Annotated in this window: 11 protein-coding genes; 6 read left to right on the top strand and 5 right to left on the bottom strand. The window is 43.2% G+C overall.

Annotated features, from left to right (window positions below):
- Positions 1–5: 5 nt before the first annotated feature.
- The 3 genes from GVT53_RS17265 to GVT53_RS17275 are packed head-to-tail and all read right to left on the bottom strand — an operon-like array spanning position 6 to position 14,378.
- Positions 6–10,016, bottom strand: coding sequence for a T9SS type B sorting domain-containing protein (locus tag GVT53_RS17265; RefSeq protein WP_166249730.1), 10,011 nt, complete (start codon positions 10,014–10,016; stop codon positions 6–8).
- 24 nt (positions 10,017–10,040) lie between these two features.
- The gene (locus GVT53_RS17270; RefSeq protein WP_166249731.1) at positions 10,041–12,113 is read right to left on the bottom strand and encodes a PorP/SprF family type IX secretion system membrane protein; all 2,073 of its coding nucleotides are present in this window, start codon (positions 12,111–12,113) and stop codon (positions 10,041–10,043) included.
- A gap of 6 nt (positions 12,114–12,119) precedes the next feature.
- On the bottom strand, positions 12,120–14,378 hold the full coding sequence (locus GVT53_RS17275; RefSeq protein WP_166249732.1) for a T9SS type B sorting domain-containing protein: 2,259 nt from the start codon (positions 14,376–14,378) through the stop codon (positions 12,120–12,122).
- Positions 14,379–14,645: 267 nt separating this feature from the next.
- Here GVT53_RS17275 and GVT53_RS17280 point away from each other — a divergent pair, with 267 nt between their 5' ends.
- The 4 genes from GVT53_RS17280 (at position 14,646) to GVT53_RS17295 (ending at position 17,523) form a co-directional block, all read left to right on the top strand.
- Positions 14,646–16,331: a glutamine--tRNA ligase/YqeY domain fusion protein gene (locus tag GVT53_RS17280; protein WP_166249733.1), complete on the top strand. Its 1,686-nt coding sequence runs from the start codon at positions 14,646–14,648 to the stop codon at positions 16,329–16,331.
- A gap of 296 nt (positions 16,332–16,627) precedes the next feature.
- Positions 16,628–16,957 (top strand): YtxH domain-containing protein, encoded by a 330-nt coding sequence (locus GVT53_RS17285; RefSeq protein WP_166249734.1) that lies wholly within the window; start codon positions 16,628–16,630, stop codon positions 16,955–16,957.
- A 3-nt stretch (positions 16,958–16,960) separates the two neighbouring features.
- A complete protein-coding gene (locus tag GVT53_RS17290) occupies positions 16,961–17,311 on the top strand; it encodes a hypothetical protein (protein ID WP_166249735.1) in 351 nt (116 codons plus the stop codon).
- Positions 17,308–17,523: a DUF6327 family protein gene (locus GVT53_RS17295; protein WP_166249736.1), complete on the top strand. Its 216-nt coding sequence runs from the start codon at positions 17,308–17,310 to the stop codon at positions 17,521–17,523. Before GVT53_RS17290 ends, GVT53_RS17295 begins: the two co-directional genes overlap by 4 nt.
- Positions 17,524–17,592: 69 nt before the next feature.
- On the opposite strand, the gene GVT53_RS17300 is transcribed toward GVT53_RS17295, so the two are convergent.
- Together GVT53_RS17300 and gltX are read right to left on the bottom strand one after the other, a co-directional pair.
- Positions 17,593–18,528 (bottom strand): SPFH domain-containing protein, encoded by a 936-nt coding sequence (locus GVT53_RS17300; RefSeq protein ID WP_166249737.1) that lies wholly within the window; start codon positions 18,526–18,528, stop codon positions 17,593–17,595.
- 93 nt (positions 18,529–18,621) lie between these two features.
- On the bottom strand, positions 18,622–20,118 hold the full coding sequence (gene gltX, locus GVT53_RS17305; protein WP_166249738.1) for a glutamate--tRNA ligase: 1,497 nt from the start codon (positions 20,116–20,118) through the stop codon (positions 18,622–18,624).
- A gap of 161 nt (positions 20,119–20,279) precedes the next feature.
- On the opposite strand from gltX, the gene GVT53_RS17310 reads away from it, so the two are divergent.
- Both GVT53_RS17310 and ybeY read left to right on the top strand, forming a co-directional pair.
- Positions 20,280–23,699 (top strand): hypothetical protein, encoded by a 3,420-nt coding sequence (locus tag GVT53_RS17310; protein ID WP_166249739.1) that lies wholly within the window; start codon positions 20,280–20,282, stop codon positions 23,697–23,699.
- On the top strand, positions 23,692–24,111 hold the full coding sequence (gene ybeY, locus GVT53_RS17315) for an rRNA maturation RNase YbeY (RefSeq protein ID WP_166249740.1): 420 nt from the start codon (positions 23,692–23,694) through the stop codon (positions 24,109–24,111). The genes GVT53_RS17310 and ybeY overlap by 8 nt, the downstream gene beginning before the upstream one ends.

The raw sequence follows: 24,111 nt of genomic DNA on the forward strand, positions 1-24,111 counted from the left end.
AAGTGTTATTCTCTGTATAATGTAAAGTGACCAACAAACTCTCTGTCGTCCTGTGCTCCCTCAAGTTGGACAACATACCAGTAATCTCCGGTAGGTAATGGATTACCATCGTAATTTCCGTCCCAACCTTTAATGTTGCGGGTCATCTCTTCCACTACTCTACCATAACGGTCATAAATCTTGATTAGTACGTCCGGGAACCCTTCAATGTTGTCAGGTATCCAAAAGTCGTTGCGACCGTCGCCATCTGGGGTGAAAAAGTTCGGGAATTCGATATCTATGAATTCCATAAAGATCTCCGCAGTGGCTTCACAACCGTTCTGATCTATTACGGTTACGGTATAAGTTCCTGTGCTACTAATAAAGAACGTGTTGTCCGTTCCATAGTCCACATCATTGAAGTAGAAGGTATAGTCTTCTACCCCGCCTTCGGCAATTGCCGTAATCTGGTTGATTGTTCTGTTCTCCAATGTCAATACCAAAGGTTCAAAAGCATCAATGGTAAAGTCATAAGTGGCCATACATCCATTGGCATGTGCTATGGTGAGGTAATGGTCGCCTGGGGCCATATTCGTAAAGTCAGCGGATAAATGCATATCTGCCGGGTCGGTGGAATCCAGGGCATACATTAGGTCACCGGCAATGGATTCATCTTCCAAAACAATGTTCAATGAATTATTGGGGATGTTTCCGGTACACTCGTACATGGGTGTAACGGTGGCAGCCAGTACAACACCTGGGTCTATTTCCACGATAACATTGGTTTCACAACCTTGGGCATCCCTGATGAATACCACATGTGTTCCGGCAGTTAAATTTTGGAACAAGGTCTGATCTTGCACAAAATTAGCATCCGCGCTACTGTTCAAACTGGTTTCGTAAGGAGCTGTTCCTCCAGAAATTTGTAGTTCGAAAGCACCATCGCCACTTTCAAAACATACCTCATCGATAATATTGATGGCTTCTGCAACAATAGGTTCTGGTTGCTCAAGTTCAAATTGGAACGTCATGAAACATCCGTTCACATCTTGAGCAATGACATCGTAGATACCAGGAGCCAAATCGGTAAAGGTATTTTGGGTATCGAATCTGTTTAGGTTTGGTGAAATGGCGTATAAAATTTCACCTGTTCCACCCGATACCTCAACGGAAATGGTACCATCTTCCATTCCGGCACAGGTAATATCGGTAGATTCTTGTCTTTCAACCTGCAAAGGAGCTGGATCTTCTATAGGAATGATAGGAGATTCTTCAATACAATCCTCGCTGGTTACCCTAACATAGTATTCACCGGCCATTAGATTATCGAATCTTCCTGTGGTATTAGGTCCATCCACCAAATTACTGAAACCGGGATCGTTGAACAATTCGTAGCTATAGTTGCCAAGACCACCCGTTGCACGTGCAAGAATAGTAGCAGTGGCTTCTCCGGCACAGTTGATAAAGGCCGCAGAATCGTCAATTTCCAAGATCAAAGCAGGAGGTTCTCTTAGACTGACCTGATTGGAAATCATGGCAGTACATTGATTGGAATCCCTCACCTCAAATTGATATTCACCAGCTCCCCGATTAAAGAATTCGTGATAGGTAGGATTATCAAAATCTATCCAAGTTGAAGTATCCTCATCAAAATATTGATAGGGAGCTGTTCCACCGGTTGCTGATAAACGCATGCTTCCATCGGTCAAACACGTTAGGTCCGCAAGTTTGATCAGAGACGCTCTTACTTCAGTTGGTTCCGAAATGGTAACGGGGTCTGTTGTATCACTACAGCTCCAATTATCGGTAACGGTAATACTATAGGTCCCAGCACCTAAATTATTGAATATGTTGCTTCTTTGAGAGCCTGTGGTAAATATAATGGTAGTTCCTGTTTCATCGTAATAGTTCAATTGGTAATCATAGGAACCGCTGCCTCCGGTTACTGGATCCGCCCAAACGGATGCAGTTTCATCTCCAAGGCAATCCAATAAAGTGGTGGATACATTGATATCCGCTACTATTGGGGCTGGTGGTAACAAGGTCAGCGTTCTATCTTCAAAACAGCCGCCAGTATCGGTAACCCTAATCGTATAATCATCTGCAGACAAACCAGTGAACACATGGCTTTGTACATCATTGATGGTGTAGACCTGCATTGTGTTCATATTGGTCAAAACAATATCGTATGGGGCATATCCGCCTACCGGAGCTACAAGAATTTCACCAAGATCATCGGTACAGGTGACGCTGGCCACTTGTTGTGGTGTAAAATCAAGCTCAGCGCTTGGTGAAACTATGGTCACCGTACCTGATGTGGCATCACAAAATGGGGTACCTGTCGCGGTAACTTCAACATAATAATTACCACCGATCAAATCGGGGTGTGTTACTGGAAATGGACCTGTTGCAGTGTTTTCACTTGCGGATACGATAAGTGTACCATCGGCCCTGAACACACTATAATCGAAAGGACCATTGTAGTTGGAAACGGTTATGGTCAACTCTCCTGCATCATCAAAACACATCGCTGGTGATGAGGCCACGGCTTCCACATCGATAAGGTCGTATGGCTCCACTCGGTGTGTGATAAATTCGTAGCATCCAGTACCGTTATCGGTCACCTGAATGGTGTAATCACCGGGATTTGGCAGTGTAAAGGTAGCCCTGTCCGTTGCTACGGTCTGGCTATCCCCGGTTTCCAAAACTTCAAAAGTCAAGTCGTCCGGAGTGGATTGTCCACTGGCTATAACCGTGATTTCTTCTCCAGTATTGCTACAGGTGATATCAACCACATTGGCTATGGACAGACTCATTTGTGGCAATGGATCTATGGTCTGTGTTGGCAATGGAAAAGTACATCCGTTGCTGTCTCTTACAACAATATCATAGGTTCCATCCAATGTTGTGGTATAGGTGAAAACATTTCCTCCGGTAGCTGTAAAGGCACCACCGTTGACACTATAGAAATACGTTGGTGTTCCTGTTCCCGTAGCAATGGTCACTTCTATTTCTGCCTGTTGTGTTCCATTGTTAGCATCACAAGTCAATTGTGTAATGCCCGTTACAGCGGCATCTAGAGGTGCGGGTTCGGTAATTGTTATTTGATTTACGAGTTCACACCCTCTTCCGGAAACCACACGAACATCATAAACTCCACCTGGCAGATTTTGGAAAAAGGAATCGGGTTGTAATGGACGATTTACAGCACCTCCACTAATTGCGATGAGTTCATATTCGTATATCGGGTTGTCGGAACCAGGGCCCAAAGTAACACGTATTGTTCCGTCACTGTCGCCCGCACAGGTAACATTGGTAACGGCCAAGGTAAAGGATACAGGTGTTGGTAGTTCAAGTTCCACACTTGTAGTGGCACTACATCCAGATAAGGTGGTATCATAAACTACGGCATCATATAAACCGGCATCCAATCCATTGAATATATTGGATGGTTGTGCACTTCCCGTAACGCTTAATCCCGTGTCGGGGCCGGAGGCATAGAACAGTTCATATTCGTACGAACCGGAACCACCAAATGCGGTAAGGGTAACTTGACCATCACCCATAGTACAACTTGGCATTACTGTTGGCAATGCGGTCAGTGATATTGGTGGCTCAATGGTTATGGTCTGTGTATCCTGGCATCCGTTTACATCTCTTATTGCAACGGTATAATTTCCAGATGATAAATTGGTAAATTGATGGGTATCACCCGCATTTGCCATCGCTGTTGGTTGATAGGCCCCACCATTTAGGCTCACGGAATATGGACCAACGCCCACATTGTCCAAGGTTACCGTAATGTTGAATGTTCCCTCGTCTCCAGCACATTGATTGCTGGTCAATGATATGGTTGGTGTGGGGTCGTCATCTACGGTTATGGGTTTATTGACAATACATCCATAAGCATCCATTACATAAATTATGTAATCACCTCCTTCAACATTAACAGATGTATCGGTGGTCCATCCGGAACTAGTTGCGTCTGGAGCAGGAGCTGTATTCGGTAAATACTGATACACATAAGGAGCTGTACCAAATCTTCCGGTAGCTGTAATGATACCCATATTAGGGTTACAGTTATCGTTTTGTGGACTGTCAACATCCAAATCCAAAGGATTGGCGGATTGGCGAATGGTAAATGCCCCTCCATTTATGGAACATCCATTGTTGGGACCTCCAATTTCGGTAAGCAAAACATAGTACTCTCCAGGAGGAAGTAAACCAACATCTGTGACCGATACAGCGGTTGGTGGATTGACGCTTTCTATTCCCGAGAAGCCTGTTGATACATTGGATTGTCTATTGAAAATTTCATACTCAACGCCAGTAGCTAAAGCATCGAAGCCAGTGAAGGAGAAAGAAACATTACCATCAGCGGCACCTGTACAACTTACATTGTTTACGTCGGCCAAATTCGCCGTCATTAGTGAAGGAGTGTTGATAGGTGCAGCAGCTTCTTCAAAGTAGTAACAGTTGGTAATATTATCAAAAACCACAAAAGTATAGGTAATTCCAGGGGTAAGCCCGATAAAGGTAGCGGTACTTCCTCCGGACGTATCCGGTGCTTGATAGCTGCTGGAATATGGAGCTGAATACGTTTCCAATATGGCAAATTGGTAATTGCCCACCCCTACGGATGAATCTACGGTTACAACGGCTGTTCCACCAGAGGAGCAGTCTACGGTTGTAGTGCTAACATCAATATTCAAATCGTTCGGGGGTGATGCTATGATTTCCGTTGTGAATGAAGAACAGCCATTGGCATCTACTACATCAATTTGATAGATTCCAAATTCCAACACGGTAAAGGTATGGTCTCTGGCACCTGAGGTCGTAGTATAAGTCTGAGAGGGCAATCCATTGTTGGCACTTAAAATATAGGTATACTCAGGAGTACCACCCGAGACACCTGAAACAGTAATGGAACCAGGGTTTGTGCCTCCAGAAGCATCACATTGTATTGGAACATCGGTGGTTGTATAAACAATAGGGTCTGGTTGAGAAATTACTACAGGATAGGGAGCCGATTCACAACCTTTACTGTCGGTAACAGTAACTTCATACGAACCTGCAGGCAACCCTGTGGTCTGGGTTCCATAAACTGTTCCGCTTATGGTCTCTACTACATTTATGGTATATGGAGGCACTCCGACAGATGTATCTATGGTGATATCCAATGCCCCTGTAATTTCATCATGGCATAGGATGTCCGTAGGCGTTATGTTGCTTATCACAGGCGGGTCGGCAGGGGTTACAGTAACCGTATTGGTCTCGACCACACATCCTTCGGAATCGGTAACTCTAAATTGATAGGTTCCGTCCGAAGAGGTTGTATATGGAAAAGCCCCTGCATAAGGAGTGTATCCCGCTCCATCAATATTGACTTCGTAGGTATATGGTGGGTAGCCACCGTTTACGGTCAACCCCAGTTCGGCATCTGGATTAATTGTACAATCAAGGTCTTTGTCCAAGGACAGGTTCGCTGTCAATTGTGGCTGCACAACAATAGGAGTATCAATATCATCGGAACAACCATTCGCATCCACAACGGTAAAAGTATAGGTGCCGGGCACAAGATTGTTGAACGTATTGGAACTACGAAGCGGTCCGCCATTTATACTGTATGAGTAAGGAGCGGTTCCCCCGGAAACACCAACTACAACGGTAGCTCCTGTTGCGGTATCATAACATAGATCGGAGGTAGCATCAACACTTGCGGTTGGTGGTGTAAAGTTGTTCAACAGGAAAGAATCGGTCACCGGACATCCATTGGCATCGGTCACGGATACATTGTATGTGCCGGATTCATCCAGATTATTGAACACTCCTGTGGCGTTTGTGTAAGTTGTTCCGCTTACAGGATAGGTAATGGAGTAATCATATCCTCCCCATCCTCCTGAAGCTGTCAAGGTTACACTTCCATCCGTAATACAGGTAGGAGGTGTTTCAGTTATGCTCAAGGTCAATGGTGCAGGGGGCGCTGCAATGGTAACCGTAGTGGTATCAACACAATTTGTATCGGTATCGGTAACCGTAATGGTGTAAGTTCCGTCCTCTAGATTGGTTAAAGAGATGGTTCCGTTGGTCTCTGCGGTTCCTGTATTGGTATATGCAGAAGGTCCGGTTATGGAATAGTTATAGGAGGTGTTGAATCCAGAAACTGTGAAAAGGGCCTCGCCATCAGCGGTATTTACACAACTGATATTGGCAGTAGCTTGACCAACCACACCAATCGGCGTTATAGGCAAAATGGTATAGGTTTCTGTATATTCACAACCATTGGCATCAGTAACCCTAAATGTGTATGTGTCCGGGTCTAGACCGTTAAAGGTGGCGGTGTCTCCGGATACGGAATCGGCAGGTACGGATGTTGGCGCAATTATTTCAAAAACAAAGGCTGCGGTCCCATCGGCCACTGTTACCGTTACGTCCGAAGTTTGATCAGGACATCCGGGAATTGTTGCCGCAAAGCTTAAATCTGATGGGGGATTTAACGGGGGTATGGTCACCGAATCGGCAAACGTACATCCGTTTTGGTCTCTTACCGTCAAGGTATAGGTACCATCCGTTAAGTTGCCAAAGGATTCTTCCAGTAAAGTACCAGAATCAGAAATAAAATTTATGCCATCAATACTATATTCGTATGGACCGTTGCCACCTTGTACGTTGAAAATTCTAACTTCTCCAAGTTGTGTACAGGTATAGTTTTGTACAATCTCAACCTCTGCGTCCAAGGCATTGGTCGGTGCGGATATGGAATGGTACTCGTAATAATCACAAGATGCACTACCTTTTCTTTGGTTGATGACCACTACGTAGTCACCACTACCAAGACCTGGGAAATTACCCGATGTATTGGTGGCCAAGGCATTGGCAAAGTCATAATTGTCCTCATCAAAGCCGGTAGCATCAAATAGATAATAGGTGAGTTGATACCCATTATCATCTACCAAATTAAAAGTAATGGTTCCGGTGGATTCACCGTAGCACAATACATCCATAACAGATGTTGCATTGTATTCCGCAGCTGGCCTAAATTCAATTTCAACGGGCTCAGAAAAGGCATGACAGTTGTTTCGGTCCGTTACGATAAAAACGTAGGTACCCGCGCCTGCTGCACCCACAACATCAAAAATTTGTTCGGTCTGGTATTCGGACGGTGGAATATCGGTTGGGTCGGGATATGAAATTTGTGTGACACCGTTGTTATCCACAAAGGACCAAATGGCGTAACGATGAGGTGTTTTGCCTCCGGAGGATGACATTAAAATGTTTCCTTCCCTGCAGGTAATATGTTGTGAAACCCTTGCATCAAGCTCCAAGTCTGCTTCGTCAAGAATGGTTACTTGTTCTGTATAGGAACAACCGTCATCGGTTGTTACTTCAACATCGTACACACCGCTGCTTAGGTTTTCAAAGGTGTGGTTATTGTCATCAGAAGGGCCAAGTGAATCCACTTCTTCACCATCTTTGGAGATGGAATAGTAGTATTGTGGTTCCACATCCAGTACAGAAATTGATATTTCGCCCAGTTCGTTGCAGCTGGTGTTGACGGCTGTAATGTCCACTTCGAAGTTCCTTTCGCGGATACCGATGTTGTCCAAAACAAAAACGCACCCATCGGTAACTCCCTGTTGTCTCATTTCTACCATGTAAACGCCGCTATCGGCTATATCAAAGCTGGTAGCGTTGCCGTAAGGAACCAGTACATTGCCCGTATTTTGATCTACAAGTTGAAACTCATAGGTCAAGGGCATATTGGTCACAGTGATGTTTCCTGGGTTATCGCAGATAATGTCCCTGGAGGTGTGTTGGGGATTTAGAGGGTTCTTATAGATGTTGAAATAAAATCTGCTAAAACATCCGTTTTGATAGTTGATGACCAATCTGTATTGGCCTGTGTTTTCTGCCAAAAAATCGTTGCCGGTATCGACCATGTTCCAGGTACAATCGGTATTGGTGTTGGCACAACCATCAACGGATGCCCCGCAACTGGTCTCGTCCAGTTGTTCCCAAACTATGCTTGTGGCATCGGGGATGTTTATTTGGATGAGCTCGGTATCGTTTAATCCACAAAGGAATATTTCCGGAAGTTCACTACCATCGTTGGGGCAAATATCAATGGCGCCATCAATGGTGTTGGAGGTATCGTTGATCAATGCGGTTATAGGGTTGGACTGTACAGAACCAAAAAGCTCCACATTGATTATTTCTGCAAAATCTTTACAGGGGTCTGCCACCTGTTTGTCCACAATATATGTTCCGGTTTCACCTACCAAAATGGTACTTGGGTCGTTGTCGGAATCACTGTCCGTGATCACGGTATCGGTACCAACATCTATTTGTCCGTTTCCGTTTTCGTCGCGGTACCAGATGTAATTATCAAAATTGTCACCTGCATCCAAGAGCACGTTGTCCCCACAAAGCTGAACGGTACGGGTAAAGTTACAGGCCTCTAGGTCGTCCAACAAAAAGTTGGTAGCTCCTGGATAGGGAAATCCACAGCCATCAAAATCGTACACACTGGGGTCGTCGGTTATCGGCGCTTGATTTATTGCACCCGAATAGGTGGAATAGGCAAGGTTTTCTATTATATCGGTACAGGCATCTATAAAATCGAAGCAGTTTTCGGCCACTTGCACGCGCATGCGGATGGTTGCAGCTGGATCATTTTCTTCAACATAGCGATCAGGTATGCTGAAAATTATGGTCCGGGTAGCCGGATCATAGGTATAGGTAACATCGGAAGGCATTATTATGCTGGACTCATCAAGGGTAACGTTAATGGGCAGGACATCCCTAATAGTATAGTTTACGGCATCATCGTTACCTACGTTTTCGAAGGTAAGCACATAATCCAGATATTGTCCCAAGTGCACTCCTTGCCCAGTGATGTCGTTTCCGGAAATGTCCTCTACGGTCTTACCAAGGTTTATTTGAGGTTCAATGATCTCAACATCCAAAGAGGTAAAAAAGATGTCATATTTATCTCCTGATGACGAAGCCCTAAGCGTGGCTCCTGTTTCATCGTTCGGAATAACATTATTGCTCGGGTTGGGAATGGTAAAGAGGTCCACATCCCACCCCAGTGTATTGATACTGTTGGGGTTTCTTGTGGTAATGATGTTGTCTTCAATGGTAATATTACTGTTGAAGAAGTTGTTGGACGGATTTACCGTATTGAACAAGGTTTGAAACGTACTGTTACTGTCGGCCATGATGGCCAATTGATCTCCGTCTATCCTATTATCTCCCTCCAAGGTGGCTACGCCCAATTTTGCCCTTACCGGAAAAGGAGCTGGCAATGTGGTAAACCCATCAATGGGAATATCAACGGTCTCCCCTGCTTTAATACCGGCATAACCATCAAAAGTTGTGATGAATTTTCCCGGGTAGGTCGGGTTTTCATAAACCACTACCATGGTCCAACCACCGGAAACACCACCTTGTACATCGTCCCCTGAACTTGCACGAACATTCCCCACAAAGTATTCCCCATCGGGATTTCCCAATGCGGTGACTATATCGGTAACATCTTTGTAACATGCATAAGGAGCATAGTTTCCAAAGTCGGAATCCCCCTCGCCGTCGAACAGGATTTCATCTGCGGTAATATCTTGGTACGATCCCCCGGGAACCCGGAACTTGATCTGATTAAAATCGCTACTTCTGTTGGAGTCCAGATAAACAGCGGACCAATAAAGTCCAGCATAGCGAATCCTGGAACAACTGGGGTCCGGAACGGCCAATGTTGCACTACTTGAGCTAAAGGTGGATGGATCTCCATCAATATCTATGTACTGCATGTTGAGGTCATCGTTGTACGATGAACTCGTTCCCGTTACGTTGTAAGGGTCTTCCGGGTCGTTGGAACTGTTGTCCCTGTTTACAATATTGTTTGCTATAAAGGTAAGGTCTCCCTTAAGCTGATTTTCATAGCGTACATCTAAATTGTTCTTTATTTGAGAAATACCCGTATATCCCAATAGCAACATACAGGTAATTGTGCCCCACCTGAGTAGTTTTATTTTCATAAGCATGGTGGTTATAGTTAATGGTTAAGTTTGTTTTTTTATGCGCATGATCCACATATCGTCGTCATACGATGCGTTCAATTTGGTATAATAAGAGGTTAGGGCATTGTTCCAGGTCTCGTGTCTCTTTAAATACACATACCTGTTTTTATCTGCAGGGCTTACAAAATAACTGGCGTGCAACCCTTTGGAATTCAGTTCTTTTACAAATTGCTTTGCGCTTGATGAATTGTCAAAGACGTTGGCGATTATATAATATCCTTCTGGTAATCCGTCGCCGGACTGACTTCTAATGACCACGTGGCGGTTCCCGTTGGAATTACCGGCCACATTCTTGGACAATTGGTTGCTTCCATATTTGGAATTGGAATTACGGTTGGCGGCTTCTCCCGAGTATCCTGCAATTTGGGAATTGCCCCCGTTTACGTTCATTACCCAGGCATCGCCTTGGTAGGTACCGTTCATTTTGTTGTGGTAGGCATCCAATGCATCCTTTTTGTTGCCAAAATCACCGATGTAAACGTAGTTAAGCCCATTTTTTGGATTTTGGAAATAATCGGCATCTATGCCCTGGGCCCTAAGTTTTTCAATAAAGGCATTTAAGTTATCGGTGTCCCTGAACACATTGGCTATCAGGTAATGTCCGCTCTCTACATTGGGAACGGCATGGGATTTGAACCCAGTTGTTTTTTTACTTTTGGCAGGCCTGTAGGTATTGTCTTTTTCAGAAGTGGTGTTCGATGCATATGTGGCTCTGGTATTGTCCTTGGCCTCATTGATCTTTATAACCTTTTTAGTGGAGGTATTGTTGGATAGACCGTGGTTGGCCAAAGGTTGTTTTCTGCGTGTCACGATATCCGCGCTGTCCATATTGGCAAAATATACCGCTTTGGCTTTTTCCTCCAATGCCGGATTTTGACCTCGGGTTTCGCGCTGAACCATTTTCATTACGGTCTCAAAACGCCTCTCCAAGTCTTTTTTACGAGTTGTTTCTATGGAATCTTGACGCATCAACAATTCATCCAAAATGGCGTCGTTTTCGGCAAGCTTATCTTGCAAGCGGGCAATTTCGAGGTCTTTATCGGTAATGTTCAAACTATCCTGTGGAACGTCCTCGTCATTGGAGACCAATTCTTCGCCTTCTTTTTCCAACATCACACGGTCTTCGGTAAGGTTGGGAGTAAAGGAATATGCCAATGAGATTTCGTGGGTAACCCCGAAGTTTTCAAATTCGTTGGAAAGTCCTTTTTCAACCGTATAACCCAATGAGATATTTTTGGTAAGGTTAAAACCAAGCCCGGCCGAAGCGCCATAAAAATCATCGTAACCAGCTTGTACCCAGCCCAATTTTGGCAGGTCAAGAATCAAGTTTCCGCCAAGGGTTATGGTTTCTTCCCCTACTTTGCGGACTCTGGCCAACGGCATTAATCTTGCCTGTTCCATTATTCCTCCTGCATTTTCAAACTGATGGGTATATTGTAAATGTCCGGAGTAGGTTTTTTCGTTGAAATCCGTTACCGATTCGCTGGTTTTTAAATTGTAGTCAAAGAGATTTTCAGCAAAACCACCGATATCGAACTTGCCTATGGAAAAGTTAAAACCTGGTTGAAAGCTCACCAATGAACTGCTTTCCAAAGAGCCCAATAATGGGTCAAAATCTACGGAATTGGCCCTATCCTGATTAAATGCACTTTGGTAATAGCTTACGTTGGCCCCAAAAGTAAATGTACTCTTTTGGCTCAGGCGAATGCCGTAGGCATAATTGGCATGCACTCCAAAATTGTTGAACAAGCCTTCTCGGTTGGTAAATAAACTTAGACCAACACCGCTTCTATCGCTTACCCTACCGCTATAGCTCAAAAAGTACACCTGATTGTTGTCATCAAAAGATACCGACTGGTTTCTATGAAACAGGTTGATGTACGATTTGTCTTCCCTAACCGTGGAAAAAGTCGGGTTCAGAAGGAACCGGTTGAACTTTAATAGGTTTTGTGAAGGTACGTTATAGGGTACATAGTTTCCTTCTTCCTGTCCTCTAATTCCAGAGAGGGCAAGTAACAAAAAGGCAAGTAATAGTAGAGGTTTTTTGGTCTGCATTGCTGCTTATTTAATAACAGTGATGGTTCCTTGTTTCAGGCTTTTGCCACCACGGGTGATCTTGTAATAAAAGATCATGCTTTGTTTGTTAAAGGATGTGGTGGACTGAGGCCAGTTGTTCTCATAGCCGGCTTGGCTAAATACCTGTTCTCCCCGCTCATTAAAAATGGTGACAAGAACATTTGGGTCTCGGGAATAGGTGTTGGGCAATACCCATAGATCGTTAATACCATCGCCATTGGTGGTAATAACGTTGGGTATGGCAAACATATCCCTGTAGGTAACAGTGATCACTTTGCTCACGGTACATGTCCCGAAGTAGGCAATCAACAGGTATTCCCCCTCTTCGGCAAAGTCGTAAAAACTGCTAGAAGAAATCAGGTTGTTTCCTGCATCGTACCATTCGTAGGAATCTGCACCGCTTGCGGTAAGAGTTTGGGTCTCTCCCTCAATAATGATGAGGTCTTTGGATTTATCAAGCACCAATAACGATTCATCAAATGCACTAATGGTTATTTCGTTGGATACCAAAGGGCAGTCGTTGGAAGTGATAACGAGTTGGTAAACACCTGTTCCGGTTACAGTTAAACTGGTGGACGAAGTATCTACAACGGTACCGTCTTTTTTCCATTCAAAGGACGCATCGGTCAGGTCCAAAGTACTTTCAAGAACGATTGCTTCGCCGCCCTCACACAAAACAGTGCTGTTTGCGGTTATTTGAAGCGTTTCGTTGGACGCTAATTTTACTTGCAGTTTATTGGAAGATGCCTCAAAAGCATCAATGGTACCGAACAAAGTATATTCACCATTCCCATTTTGGTCGGATACGGTAATGGTTTTGGAAGTTTCAGCAGAAACATCCCCTCCATTAAATTTCCATTGATAATCGAACGAATTTTGAAGGTCTGCGGTAACATCGGTTTTATTGCCATTGTTTCCGACCGCATATATTTGGGTCAGGCTCAACGTGGCATCAACACTTTCGCAAGAGGTATAGGTTCCAACATAGTCCACAACAAATTCAAATGAATTTGGCGCTACTACATTGATTTTTGATGATGCAACAGGTGCAGGTGTACATGGTCCTCCGTTATCGGTTACCTTTACATAATATTCTCCTATTCCATCAATTTCCAATGAACTGCTGGTTGCATCGGTAATGGCAGAATTGTTCTTATACCATTGATATGTTGCGTTGGACGCGGTAGTGCTTACGGACAGCGTTTTGGTCTGTGCCGGTAGAAGTACAATGTTTTCTTCGTTGTTCAGGGAAATATCAAAGGAACCTGAACTTGACACGGTAACTGGATTGGACATTTCGGTACAAACCCCAGAACCGGATATTTCAACCTTGTACGAGCCTTCAAAACCGCTAGTTCCAGCATCAACCGTAAAGGTGTTGCCATCAACGGTAGGCCCGCTTACCACAGAGCCATCTTTATACCATTTGTAGGTCAATCCCTCTCCACTGATGTTGGCTTCCAACAGGTGGGTTTCGCCGGGGCAAATGGAAATGTTGCTTGTTCCATTGATTGCCAGTCCGGAACTGCTGCCTGTAGTTATTTCGATGGTGTTCGACAAGGTGTTTGCCGACCCAGAACAGTCCCCGTAGTCCAATTCAACATAGTACATGCCGGATTCAGAAACGGTGATGCTTTCTGTTTTTTCGGCAAGTAATGTCCCGCTACGGTACCAATTGTAAATGTATGTTCCGGCATTGGGTATGTTGTGCGGTTTCAGGGTTACCGAGCCACCGCCACAAATTTGTATCTCCCCGCCCGCTGGAATGTTTCCGCTACCATTTTCACTTATCAACAAAGGTGAATTATAATCGATAAAGTACATGGAAAACGCATCCGAAGCAGGACTTGTCTTGGCAGGGCTTGTACTACGGACCCTAAATTTAAAGTTGTCGCCCCTAATGTCGGAAGGGAGCGCAAACTGGAACTTAAAATCAAACGTGGTATTTTTATCGCTTACACGGGCCAGTTCAGTTGGGCTGGAAAAGTAACCGTTGGCATCGGACAATTCCAGTACAAACTCGTTATTGCTGGCCACCAAAGGTGGGTCCCAGTTAAAGCTTACATAGTATTGGTTGAATCCTGCGGAGGCACAAACTGCGGTCCAAGGCGAGTTTCCGCCCAAGTTCGGGTTGGCCGCTGGCTCAGGCTTATACAGCACTTGAGCTTGTACTCCTTGAGTGGCCAATAGCATAAAAGCAAAGGCCAGTACCAGAATGCTATAGGTTGAATTACTTTGTTTCATCACCGTTAGTTTTTAAGAGGGTTATGGGCTATAAAGCCCTGTTAGTTTGTGCCCCTTAATTGTAATTCATTCAAAAAGGCGGTGTTCATGCGCCTTTTCATCATATAGTATTCCAATAACAAATATGTCTCTAATTTCGATGAAGGGAAAGATATTGTTGTAGGTGATACCAAAACTGTTGTGAAATCGCCTACTTTGTATACACAACGGCGCGAAAAATAGCTATCAACTCCGGATTTTACTACCTTTGCGCTTCAAATTATTGGTATGGCAGAAGAAGCTAGATCGCTCAATTTTATAGAGCATATTGTTGAGGACGATTTAAAGAAAGTGTATAAAAAAGAGGATTTAAGGTTCCGTTTCCCTCCGGAACCCAACGGATATTTGCACATAGGGCACGCCAGCTCCATATGCCTTAATTTTGGTCTGGGCTTACGCTACAATGCTCCCGTAAACCTTCGGTTTGATGACACCAATCCCGCCAAAGAGGAGAAGGAATATGTTGAGGCTATTAAGAAGGATGTCAGTTGGTTAGGGTTTGAGTGGGATACGGAATGTTACGCATCCGATTATTTTCAGCAGTTGTACGATTGGGCCGTAAACTTGATCAAGAACGGAAAAGCTTATGTGGACAGCCAATCCTCAGAGGATATTGCCAGTCAAAAAGGGACGCCTACCGAGCCCGGCAAGGAAAGTCCGTACCGTAATCGCTCCATTGAGGAGAATTTGGCGCTTTTTGAAGGGATGAAGAACGGCGATTTTAAGGACGGTGCACATGTTTTAAGGGCTAAGATTGACATGGCGTCTTCCAATATGTTGATGCGTGACCCGGTAATGTACAGAATACTCCATAAACCACATCATCGAACAAATACCGATTGGTGTATTTATCCAATGTACGACTGGACACACGGGGAGAGCGATTACATTGAACAGGTTTCGCATTCGTTGTGTACGTTGGAGTTTTTACCGCACAGGGAGTTATATGATTGGTTTTTGGACCAAGTGGTATCTTCCGATAATTTACGCCCAAAACAGCGTGAATTCGCGCGCAGAAACTTAAGTCATACCGTGGTGAGCAAGCGTAAATTGATTCAATTGGTGGAGAAAGGTGTTGTGGAAGGTTGGGACGATCCACGGATGCCCACTATTTCCGGACTTCGACGAAGAGGGTTTACACCGGAATCCATCAGGAATTTTGCAGATACCATCGGGATTGCCAAACGTGACAATGTTGTTGATGTCTCTTTATTGGATTTTCATGTCAGGGAACACCTTAATAAGATAGCCCCTCGTGTGATGGCCGTTTTAAATCCATTAAAACTGGTTATAACGAATTACGAAGAGGGCAAGGAAGAATGGTTGGATGCCGAGAACAATCCAGAAGATGAATCTGCTGGAAGTAGAACAGTGCCTTTTTCAAGAGAGCTATATATTGAGCAAGAGGATTTTAGGGAAGAGGCCAACCGCAAATTCTTCAGGTTGAAGCTTGGTGGAGAGGTCCGTTTAAAAAATGGGTATATCATCAAAGCGGAAAGCTGCACAAAGGATGATGAGGGCAACATAAAGGAAGTTCAATGTACCTATGACCCCAAAAGTAGAAGTGGTTCCGGTACAGAGGAAAGTTTGAGAAAGGTTAAGGGTACCCTGCACTGGGTCTCCATTCCCCATGCCATTACCGCAGAAGTTAGACTTTACGATCGTTTGTTCACGGATGCAACGCCGGACAGCCATAAGGAAAAGGATTTTATGGATTTTGTGAATCCCGATTCACTGGAAAAAGTAACCGGTTATCTGGAACCAAGTTTGAAAGATGCCAAAATCGGTGATCGGGTCCAATTTCAGCGGATGGGATATTTTAATGTAGATAAAGATTCAACACCAGAAAATTTAGTGTTCAACCGAACAGTAACTTTAAGGGATACTTGGGCCAAATTGGAGCACAAGGAATAGCATAAAATTTTCTTATCAAAGCTATGCCCGCCATTGAGGTTTCTTATTAAAAACGACCTTAATAGGCGGGTTTTGTTTGCGATTCATTTATTGTCCTTCATATTCTCTGTACAACACTTTTAAAGTTCATTAGAAGGGTTCTTTTGCAGTATTTCATCAAAAAATAGCTAAAGCGTTAATCATTCTTTCGATTGAATCGATCATTGTGTTGATCGTGACTTAATTTTGAGTAAATCGATTTGGGACAACACACATCCCACGGTTTAAAATCAAGTTTAATTTAAAGAATCAATATTATGTCAAATAACACAGGAAATGTATTAACCGCATTGTTGACCGGAGCACTTGTTGGTGCAGGAGTTGGAATTTTGTATGCACCGGACAAGGGAAAAAGAACTAGAAAGAAAATCAAGAAAAGTGCTGTAAAGGCCAAAGATGATATTTCTCAAAGTCTTACTCACGCCAAGCAAGAATTTAGCAAAACCGCTGATGCCAAGAAAGTAGAGTTCGAGGAAAAATTGGAAGACACACTATCCAGCATGAGCTACAAAGCTGATGATATTTTGGTTGCCTTGGAGAAAAAATTGGAAGACCTTAGAAAAAAGAACGCCCAACTACAGAAGTAATATATGGCCTTCGAAGAAATTAAAGAACAGATAGACCATGTAGAAGAAGGGGTAAGGTCCTACGTTAAAAACAGTTTTGAGTTTTACCGACTTCAGAGCTTTAAGTCTATGATGCGGGGAATTACCACTGCGACCAAAATACTTGTAATAGGTTGTGTGGCCTCCCTTGCGCTGTTGTTTCTTTCATTGAGCGCCGCGTTTTGGTTGGGAAGCGAGCTGGACAGCACTTCGCAAGGTTTTTTAATAGTAGGGGGCTTTTATATACTTTTTGGTATAGTTTTGGTCCTGTTACGCAAGAAGTTTGAAAAACCGATTCTTAAGAAGTTTTCTAAATTTTATTTTGATGAATTATGAACAGAGCACCTTATACCACATTTGAAGATATAGACAGAGACCTTAAAGTTCTGAAATTACAGCGACAAATTGATGAAGAAAAGGTTAAGCTCGCTGTTCAAAGAACAAAAGAGGAGCTGTACCCAACAAATATACTCACCGGTATGGCGCCGCTGCTACAAAAATTGGCACTGACCATTGTTGCAAAAAAATTGATGAACAAGTTAAGTTAGATAAGCGCAACATTTAACACCAAAAGGCTCCAATTGGGAGCCTTTTTATATTTAACAAAGACAACTAATCTAAGAATTTTCAGAATCTTTTTGATTTTGTTTGCGCTTCATGGCCTCGCCAATTTGGTTACTTGCCGTAAAGGATGCCACCATATTGTTCAACATATCGCTACCTGCTTGGGGTGAGTTTGGCAATAGTATCAAATTGGTGTCCGTTTCTTCGCCAATGGCCTGCAAAGTATCATAGTGTTGGGTGACGACAATCAAAGCAGATGCTTCCTGCGAATTGATGCCGACTTTGTTCAACACCTCAACGGATTCTTCAAGACCGCGTGCGATTTCCCTACGCTGGTCGGCAATACCTTGACCTTGCAACCTTTTGCTCTCTGCTTCGGCCTTCGCTTTTTCCACAATCAAAATTCGTTGTGCATCACCTTCAAATTGGGCAGCTATTTTTTCACGCTCGGATGCATTGATACGGTTCATGGCAGCTTTTACCTGTGCATCTGGGTCAATATCGGTCACCAAGGTTTTTATGATATCAAAACCATAGTCCAACATGGCATCTTGCAATTCTGATTTTACCGCGATGGCAATATCATCCTTTTTTACGAAAACATCGTCCAGTTTCATTTTAGGGACTTCGGCACGGACAACATCAAACACATAGGAGGTAATCTGGTCATGTGGATATTCCAATTGATAGAAGGCCTCGTAGACCTTTTCCCTTATAACAACGTATTGCACTGAAACCTTCAGTTTTACGAATACGTCATCCAAGGTCTTTGTCTCGACGATCACATCCAATTGTTGGATTTTTAAACTCAGTCGACCGGCTATACGGTCAACAAGGGGAATCTTCATTTGCAGCCCAGAGCTCCTGATGCTGTGGAACTTGCCAAAGCGTTCCACGGCAACGGCGGTTTGCTGCTTTACAATAAAGAAAAACTTGAATAGAATGATCAGCGCTACAAACGCAATAGGTATAAAAAGAAAGTTGCCCATGATATTTAGTTTTTATGTTAGAAATGGAAATTACGAAACTTGGCCACATAATTAGTAGCTAAATTTCAAATAATGTTACACTTCCATCAATTTCTATAGTTGGGCAATAGCTGTTCGGATACGGCCTATACTTTCTTCTTTCCCGATCAATTCCATAATATCGAAGAGGTGGGGACCTTTCATATCGCCTACAATGACCAAACGTAGCGGAGGCATAACTTTTCCAAAGGACAGTTCTTTTTCACCTATCCAGCTTTTGACGGTTTCTTCAATCTTGGAAGAACTAAAGTCTTCTATGGTATCCAAAAGTTCCGAAACCTCCTGCATGATTCCCGGAGTATCTTCTTTCCATTGTTTTTTGACAGCTTTTTCGTTGTAGGAGGTTGGTGACTTGAAGAAGTAATCGGACAGCTCCCAAAAATCCTTAACAAAAGAGGCACGTTCCTTAATGGATGAAACTACTTGTCTTACATATTCCGGCTGGGATGCAATGCCTTTTTTCTGCAGTTGGGCCGCAAACAATTTGGCAAGTTCCTCATCACTTGTTTTTTGTAACCATTGCTGATTATACCAATTGTTTTTTTCTGGGTCAAACCGCGCTCCCGACTTGTTCACACGCTCCAAAGTAAAGGCCTCCACCAGCTCTTCCAAGCTAAAAATTTCCTGTTCGGTGCCAGGGTTCCACCCCAATAGCGCTAAAAAGTTCACTACGGCCTCCGGAAAGAAACCAGCTTCTCTATATCCTTCGGATTGGTTCCACGTGAGCGGAAATACAGGAAATCCGCCTTTTTCACCATCACGCTTGCTCAATTTTCCTTTACCGACCGGTTTCATGATCAAGGGCAGGTGGGCAAATTCAGGAGCATCCCAACCAAAGGCATCGTACAACAAGGTGTGCAATGCCAAGGACGGCAGCCATTCCTCACCTCGGATCACATGGGTAATCTGCATCAAATGGTCATCAACAATATTGGCCAAGTGGTAGGTGGGCATGCCGTCACTTTTGAACAATACTTTGTCGTCCAGTATGCTCGAATCTATTTTAATCTCCCCACGGATAATGTCGTTGAGAAGTAACGCTTCATTCTCCGGAGATTTAAATCTAATTACATAATCTTCACCTGCCGCGATCTTGTTTTTGACCTCCTCATTGGAAAGAGAAAGGGAGTTCGTCAATTTTTGGCGGTTATGCCAATTGTAAATAAATGTTTTCCCCTTGGCTTCGTGGTCCTTTCTATGTTGATCTAAAGCTTCGGCAGTATCAAATGCATAATATGCCTTACCTCTTTCTATAAGTTGTAATGCATATGATTTATAAAGTTGCTTGCGCTCGCTCTGTCGGTACGGGCCAAAGTCACCTTCCTTTCCAGGTCCTTCATCAAATGGAATTCCGCACCAGTTCAATGCTTCGATTATATATTCCTCTGCACCTTCAACAAAGCGGTTTTGGTCGGTGTCCTCGATGCGTAGCACAAAATCACCGCCATTTTTTTTAGCGAACAAATAGTTGAACAAAGCTGTGCGAAGACCACCAATATGTAGGGGACCAGTTGGGCTCGGGGCAAAACGAACGCGTACTTTTTGACTCATTTTAGGTCTTATTTTACACAAAGATACGTTCCCGCCAAGGAACTGGAAAGGGATAAGGGGCTGTTTTAAATGTGGATAATGGTTTGATAAATTGAGGTTTAACAAATTTTTTCCGCACTTTTCCAACGGATCGGGTAATTTGGTAATAATTATATACTATTTTGAGTGCATATCAGGACATATTGACCAAGCTGGAAGAGTTTATCAAACGCTTTTACACAAAGCAATTGATAAAAGGCGTATTCCTGTTCCTTACTTTGGGAACCTTATTTTGGATGGCCGTAACTTATTTTGAATATGTTCTATGGCTGAATGAATCTTGGCGGCTAACCCTATTTCTACTTTTTGTGGTTGTTGAGCTGTATTTGTTGTATAGGTATATCGCAATCCCTTTGCTCTACCTGTTCAGGGTGAGAAAGGGAATGGACAACAGGGCAGCTTCGAGGATTATTGGGAAACATTTTCCTCATGTGGACGATAAATTGCTCAATCTTTTGGAGCTTTCGGAGAACGAGGTCAAGACCGACCTTTTAATGGCCAGTATAGAGCAACGGGCATCGGGCTTGGGAACTGTTCCGTTCGCTGATGCTGTTAATTTTAAGGAAAGCTACACCTATGCCAAGTATATTTTGATTCCCCTCGCATTGTTTCTTTTTATTTGGGTAGCTGGTGATATTGTTTCTTTTTTTAATTCCCATCAAAGAGTGATGCATTACGATATGGCTTATGAGAGACCGGCACCGTTTTCGTTTCAGGTGATGAACGATAGGCTGGAGGTGCTGGATAATGAACCTCTGACCATACAAGTACAAACAGTGGGGGATGTCCGACCTGAAACCGTCCAAATGGTGGTCAATGGCGAGGAATTGTTGATGCAAAAAAAAGGAACTTACTACGAATATACTTTTAGCCCTCCGGTTCCCGAAACCAGTTTTTATCTTACGGCCAATGGTTGGAACTCCAAGAGTTATTCCATTGCGAGCTATAGGACACCGACCCTAATCGATTTTTCTTTAGAGCTGCGTTATCCATCCTATCTTAATCTAATGCCGGAGGTCATCTCGGGTACAGGAAACGCAGAAATTCCAGAGGGGACCCAAGTGACCTGGAATATACAGGGAGCATATGTGGATGATATAAAAATGGTCACCACCGACACCACATTATCGTTCCAAAAGGAGGATAAATTTTTCACCAACACCAAACGTGTTTACAATGATCTGGATTATGAACTCAGCACCTCAAACCAAAGGGTCTCTGATTTTGAAAAACTTTTCTACAGTCTAAAAGTCATAAAGGATGCCAAGGCCACCGTACAGGTCGATCAAGTTTTGGATTCTTTAAATCCCAACCAATCCTATTATACGGGTCAGGCAGCGGACGATCATGTTATAGATGAAATCCGATTGGTTTGTTACCCTACCGATGATATTGATGCTACACAACGTATTTCACTGGCATCACCAAATTCAAATGTCTATCAGTTTTACTATACATTCCCTTCCGGATTGCAGCTAGAGAGCGGTAAAAATTACAAGTTGTATTTTGAAGTTGTTGATAATGATGGTGTTAGAGGCGGAAAGGTTACCAAAAGTGCCGTTTTTAATGCAACACTTTATAATGATAATGAACTCAACAACAAGGAGTTAGAGTTTCAAAATGCCACATTGAACAAAATGGGCGAATCCTTGGAAAAATTCAAGGAGCAAGAACAAAAACTATCAGAAATAAATAATCTTCAGAAGGAAGAAAAATCCCTGAGTTTCGAGGACAAGAGTCAAATCAAGAACTTTTTACAACAGCAGAAAATGCAGGAAGAATTAATGCAGAAGTTCAGCAACGATTTGAACAAGAGCATGGATAAGAATGCTGAGGATTCCGAAATGAAGAAAATGCTGCAAGAACGTTTGGAGCGACAGGAGGCCGAGGCAAAGAAGAATGCCGAGTTATTGGAAGAGCTCAATAAAATTGCTGACAAAATTGACAAGGAAGATTTGCAAAGGCGTTTGGAGGAGCTGGGCAAAAGCCAAGGTAAGAACACCCGTAATCTAGAGCAAATATTAGAGTTGACGAAACGATATTATGTAACCGAAAAGGCATCACAGATTGCCAAAGAGCTGGATGAACTTGCAGAAAGACAACAAATATTATCCGAATTAAAATTAGGCCAAGATTTTAGCGATAAAGAGCAGATGAAGCTAAATGAACAATTTAAGGAATTGGAAAAAGACATCCGTGAATTGGAAAAGGACAATAATGGACTTCAAAAGCCTTTGGATTTAGATACAGATAAAGACAAAACAGAAGCTGTAAAAAAAGATCAACAAAATGCGTTAGAAGAGATTAATAAGCATCAAGGAATGGAGGAGTCTTCCCAATCCAAGGAGAAGCAAGAAGCAGGCAACAATGCTTCAAAGAAACAGAAATCTGCTGCCCAAAAAATGCGCGAGATGAGCCAATCCATGAAATCGAGCTCCATGGGAGGAGGAGAAACCGATGCTGAGGATGCGGAAATGCTTCGCCAGATTTTGGATAATTTGGTCACATTTTCTTTTAAACAAGAGCATCTTTTTGACAACATACAACAAGCAGATGTAGATATTTCCCAATTTTCCAGAACTGTTAAGGACCAACAGAATTTACGAAGGTTATTCGAACATGTGGACGACAGCCTGTTTGCCTTATCGTTACGAAGGGCCGAGTTGTCGGAATTTGTCAATGAACAGATCACCGAGGTTTATTACAACATTGACAAGTCACTCGAAAGTATAACAGAAAATCAAATTTACCAGGGAGCGTCCTATCAACAGTACGTAATAAATGCAACCAACGCATTGGCCGATTTCCTGGCCAACATTTTGGATAATATGCAACAGAACATGATGCCTGGCCAGGGGCAAGGAGGGGGACAAGATTTTCAATTGCCGGATATTATCAAAGGTCAACAAGCAATCCAAGAAAAGATGAACGGATCTGGCGAAAAGGGGAAGCAATCCCAAGGGCAGGGCCAACAGCAAGGGGATAATGAGGGAGGTCAGCAACAAGGCGACAAAGGAAGTCCTGGTCAAGGTGATAATGGGGAGAACGGAGAGGATGGCGAGAACGGCAACAAAGATTCAAGTAATGGCGAAGATGGCAAATCAAACGGAAATGGTCTTGGTGAAATGGATTTGAACGAGGTGTACGAAATCTATAAGGAGCAACAATTTTTAAGGGAGAACTTGGAAAAACAATTGCAGGACATGATGCAGGAGTCCGACAAGAACCTTGCTAAGAAGTTGATCCAGCAAATGGAGGATTTTGAGAATGATTTATTGGAGAATGGCATAACAGAGCGCACACGAAACAAGGCAAACAATATTCAACACCAGCTTATGAAACTGGAAAACGCTTCAATGGAGCAGGGAGAAAAGAAGGAGCGTGAAAGTAACACCAACGTCAATCAATACACAAATCCAATAACCACCAAACCAGAGTTGCTTCAAGATTACCAGAACAGCATTGAAATATTAAATAGACAAGCTTTACCTTTGCGCCAAAATTTTGAGAAAAAAGTAAAGGTGTATTTCGATAATGATTGACTTTCATTTTAAGAGTGATTTTATACTTCAGAACAAAGCCGACTATGCCGATTGGGTAAGTAGGATTATAACTTCTGAGGAATGTACTGTAGGACAAATTGATTATATTTTTTGTTCGGACGAATATCTTTTAGAACTCAATCAAGAGTATTTGAACCATGATACATTGACCGATATTATCACTTTTGATTATGTGGATGGCAGAACTATTTCGGGAGATATTTTTATTTCTACTGAGCGGGTGTTTGCCAACGCGAAAGAATTTGAAGTTGATTACGACATAGAGCTCCGTAGGGTCATGAGCCATGGAATCCTCCACCTTATCGGTTATGGGGACAAGGCTCCACAACAAACACGGATAATGCGTGAAAAGGAAGAAGAGAAAATTAAAATGTTCCACGTGGAACTATAG

The sequence above is a fragment of the Flagellimonas oceani genome, assembly GCF_011068285.1.
GTDB classification, from domain to species: domain Bacteria; phylum Bacteroidota; class Bacteroidia; order Flavobacteriales; family Flavobacteriaceae; genus Flagellimonas; species Flagellimonas oceani.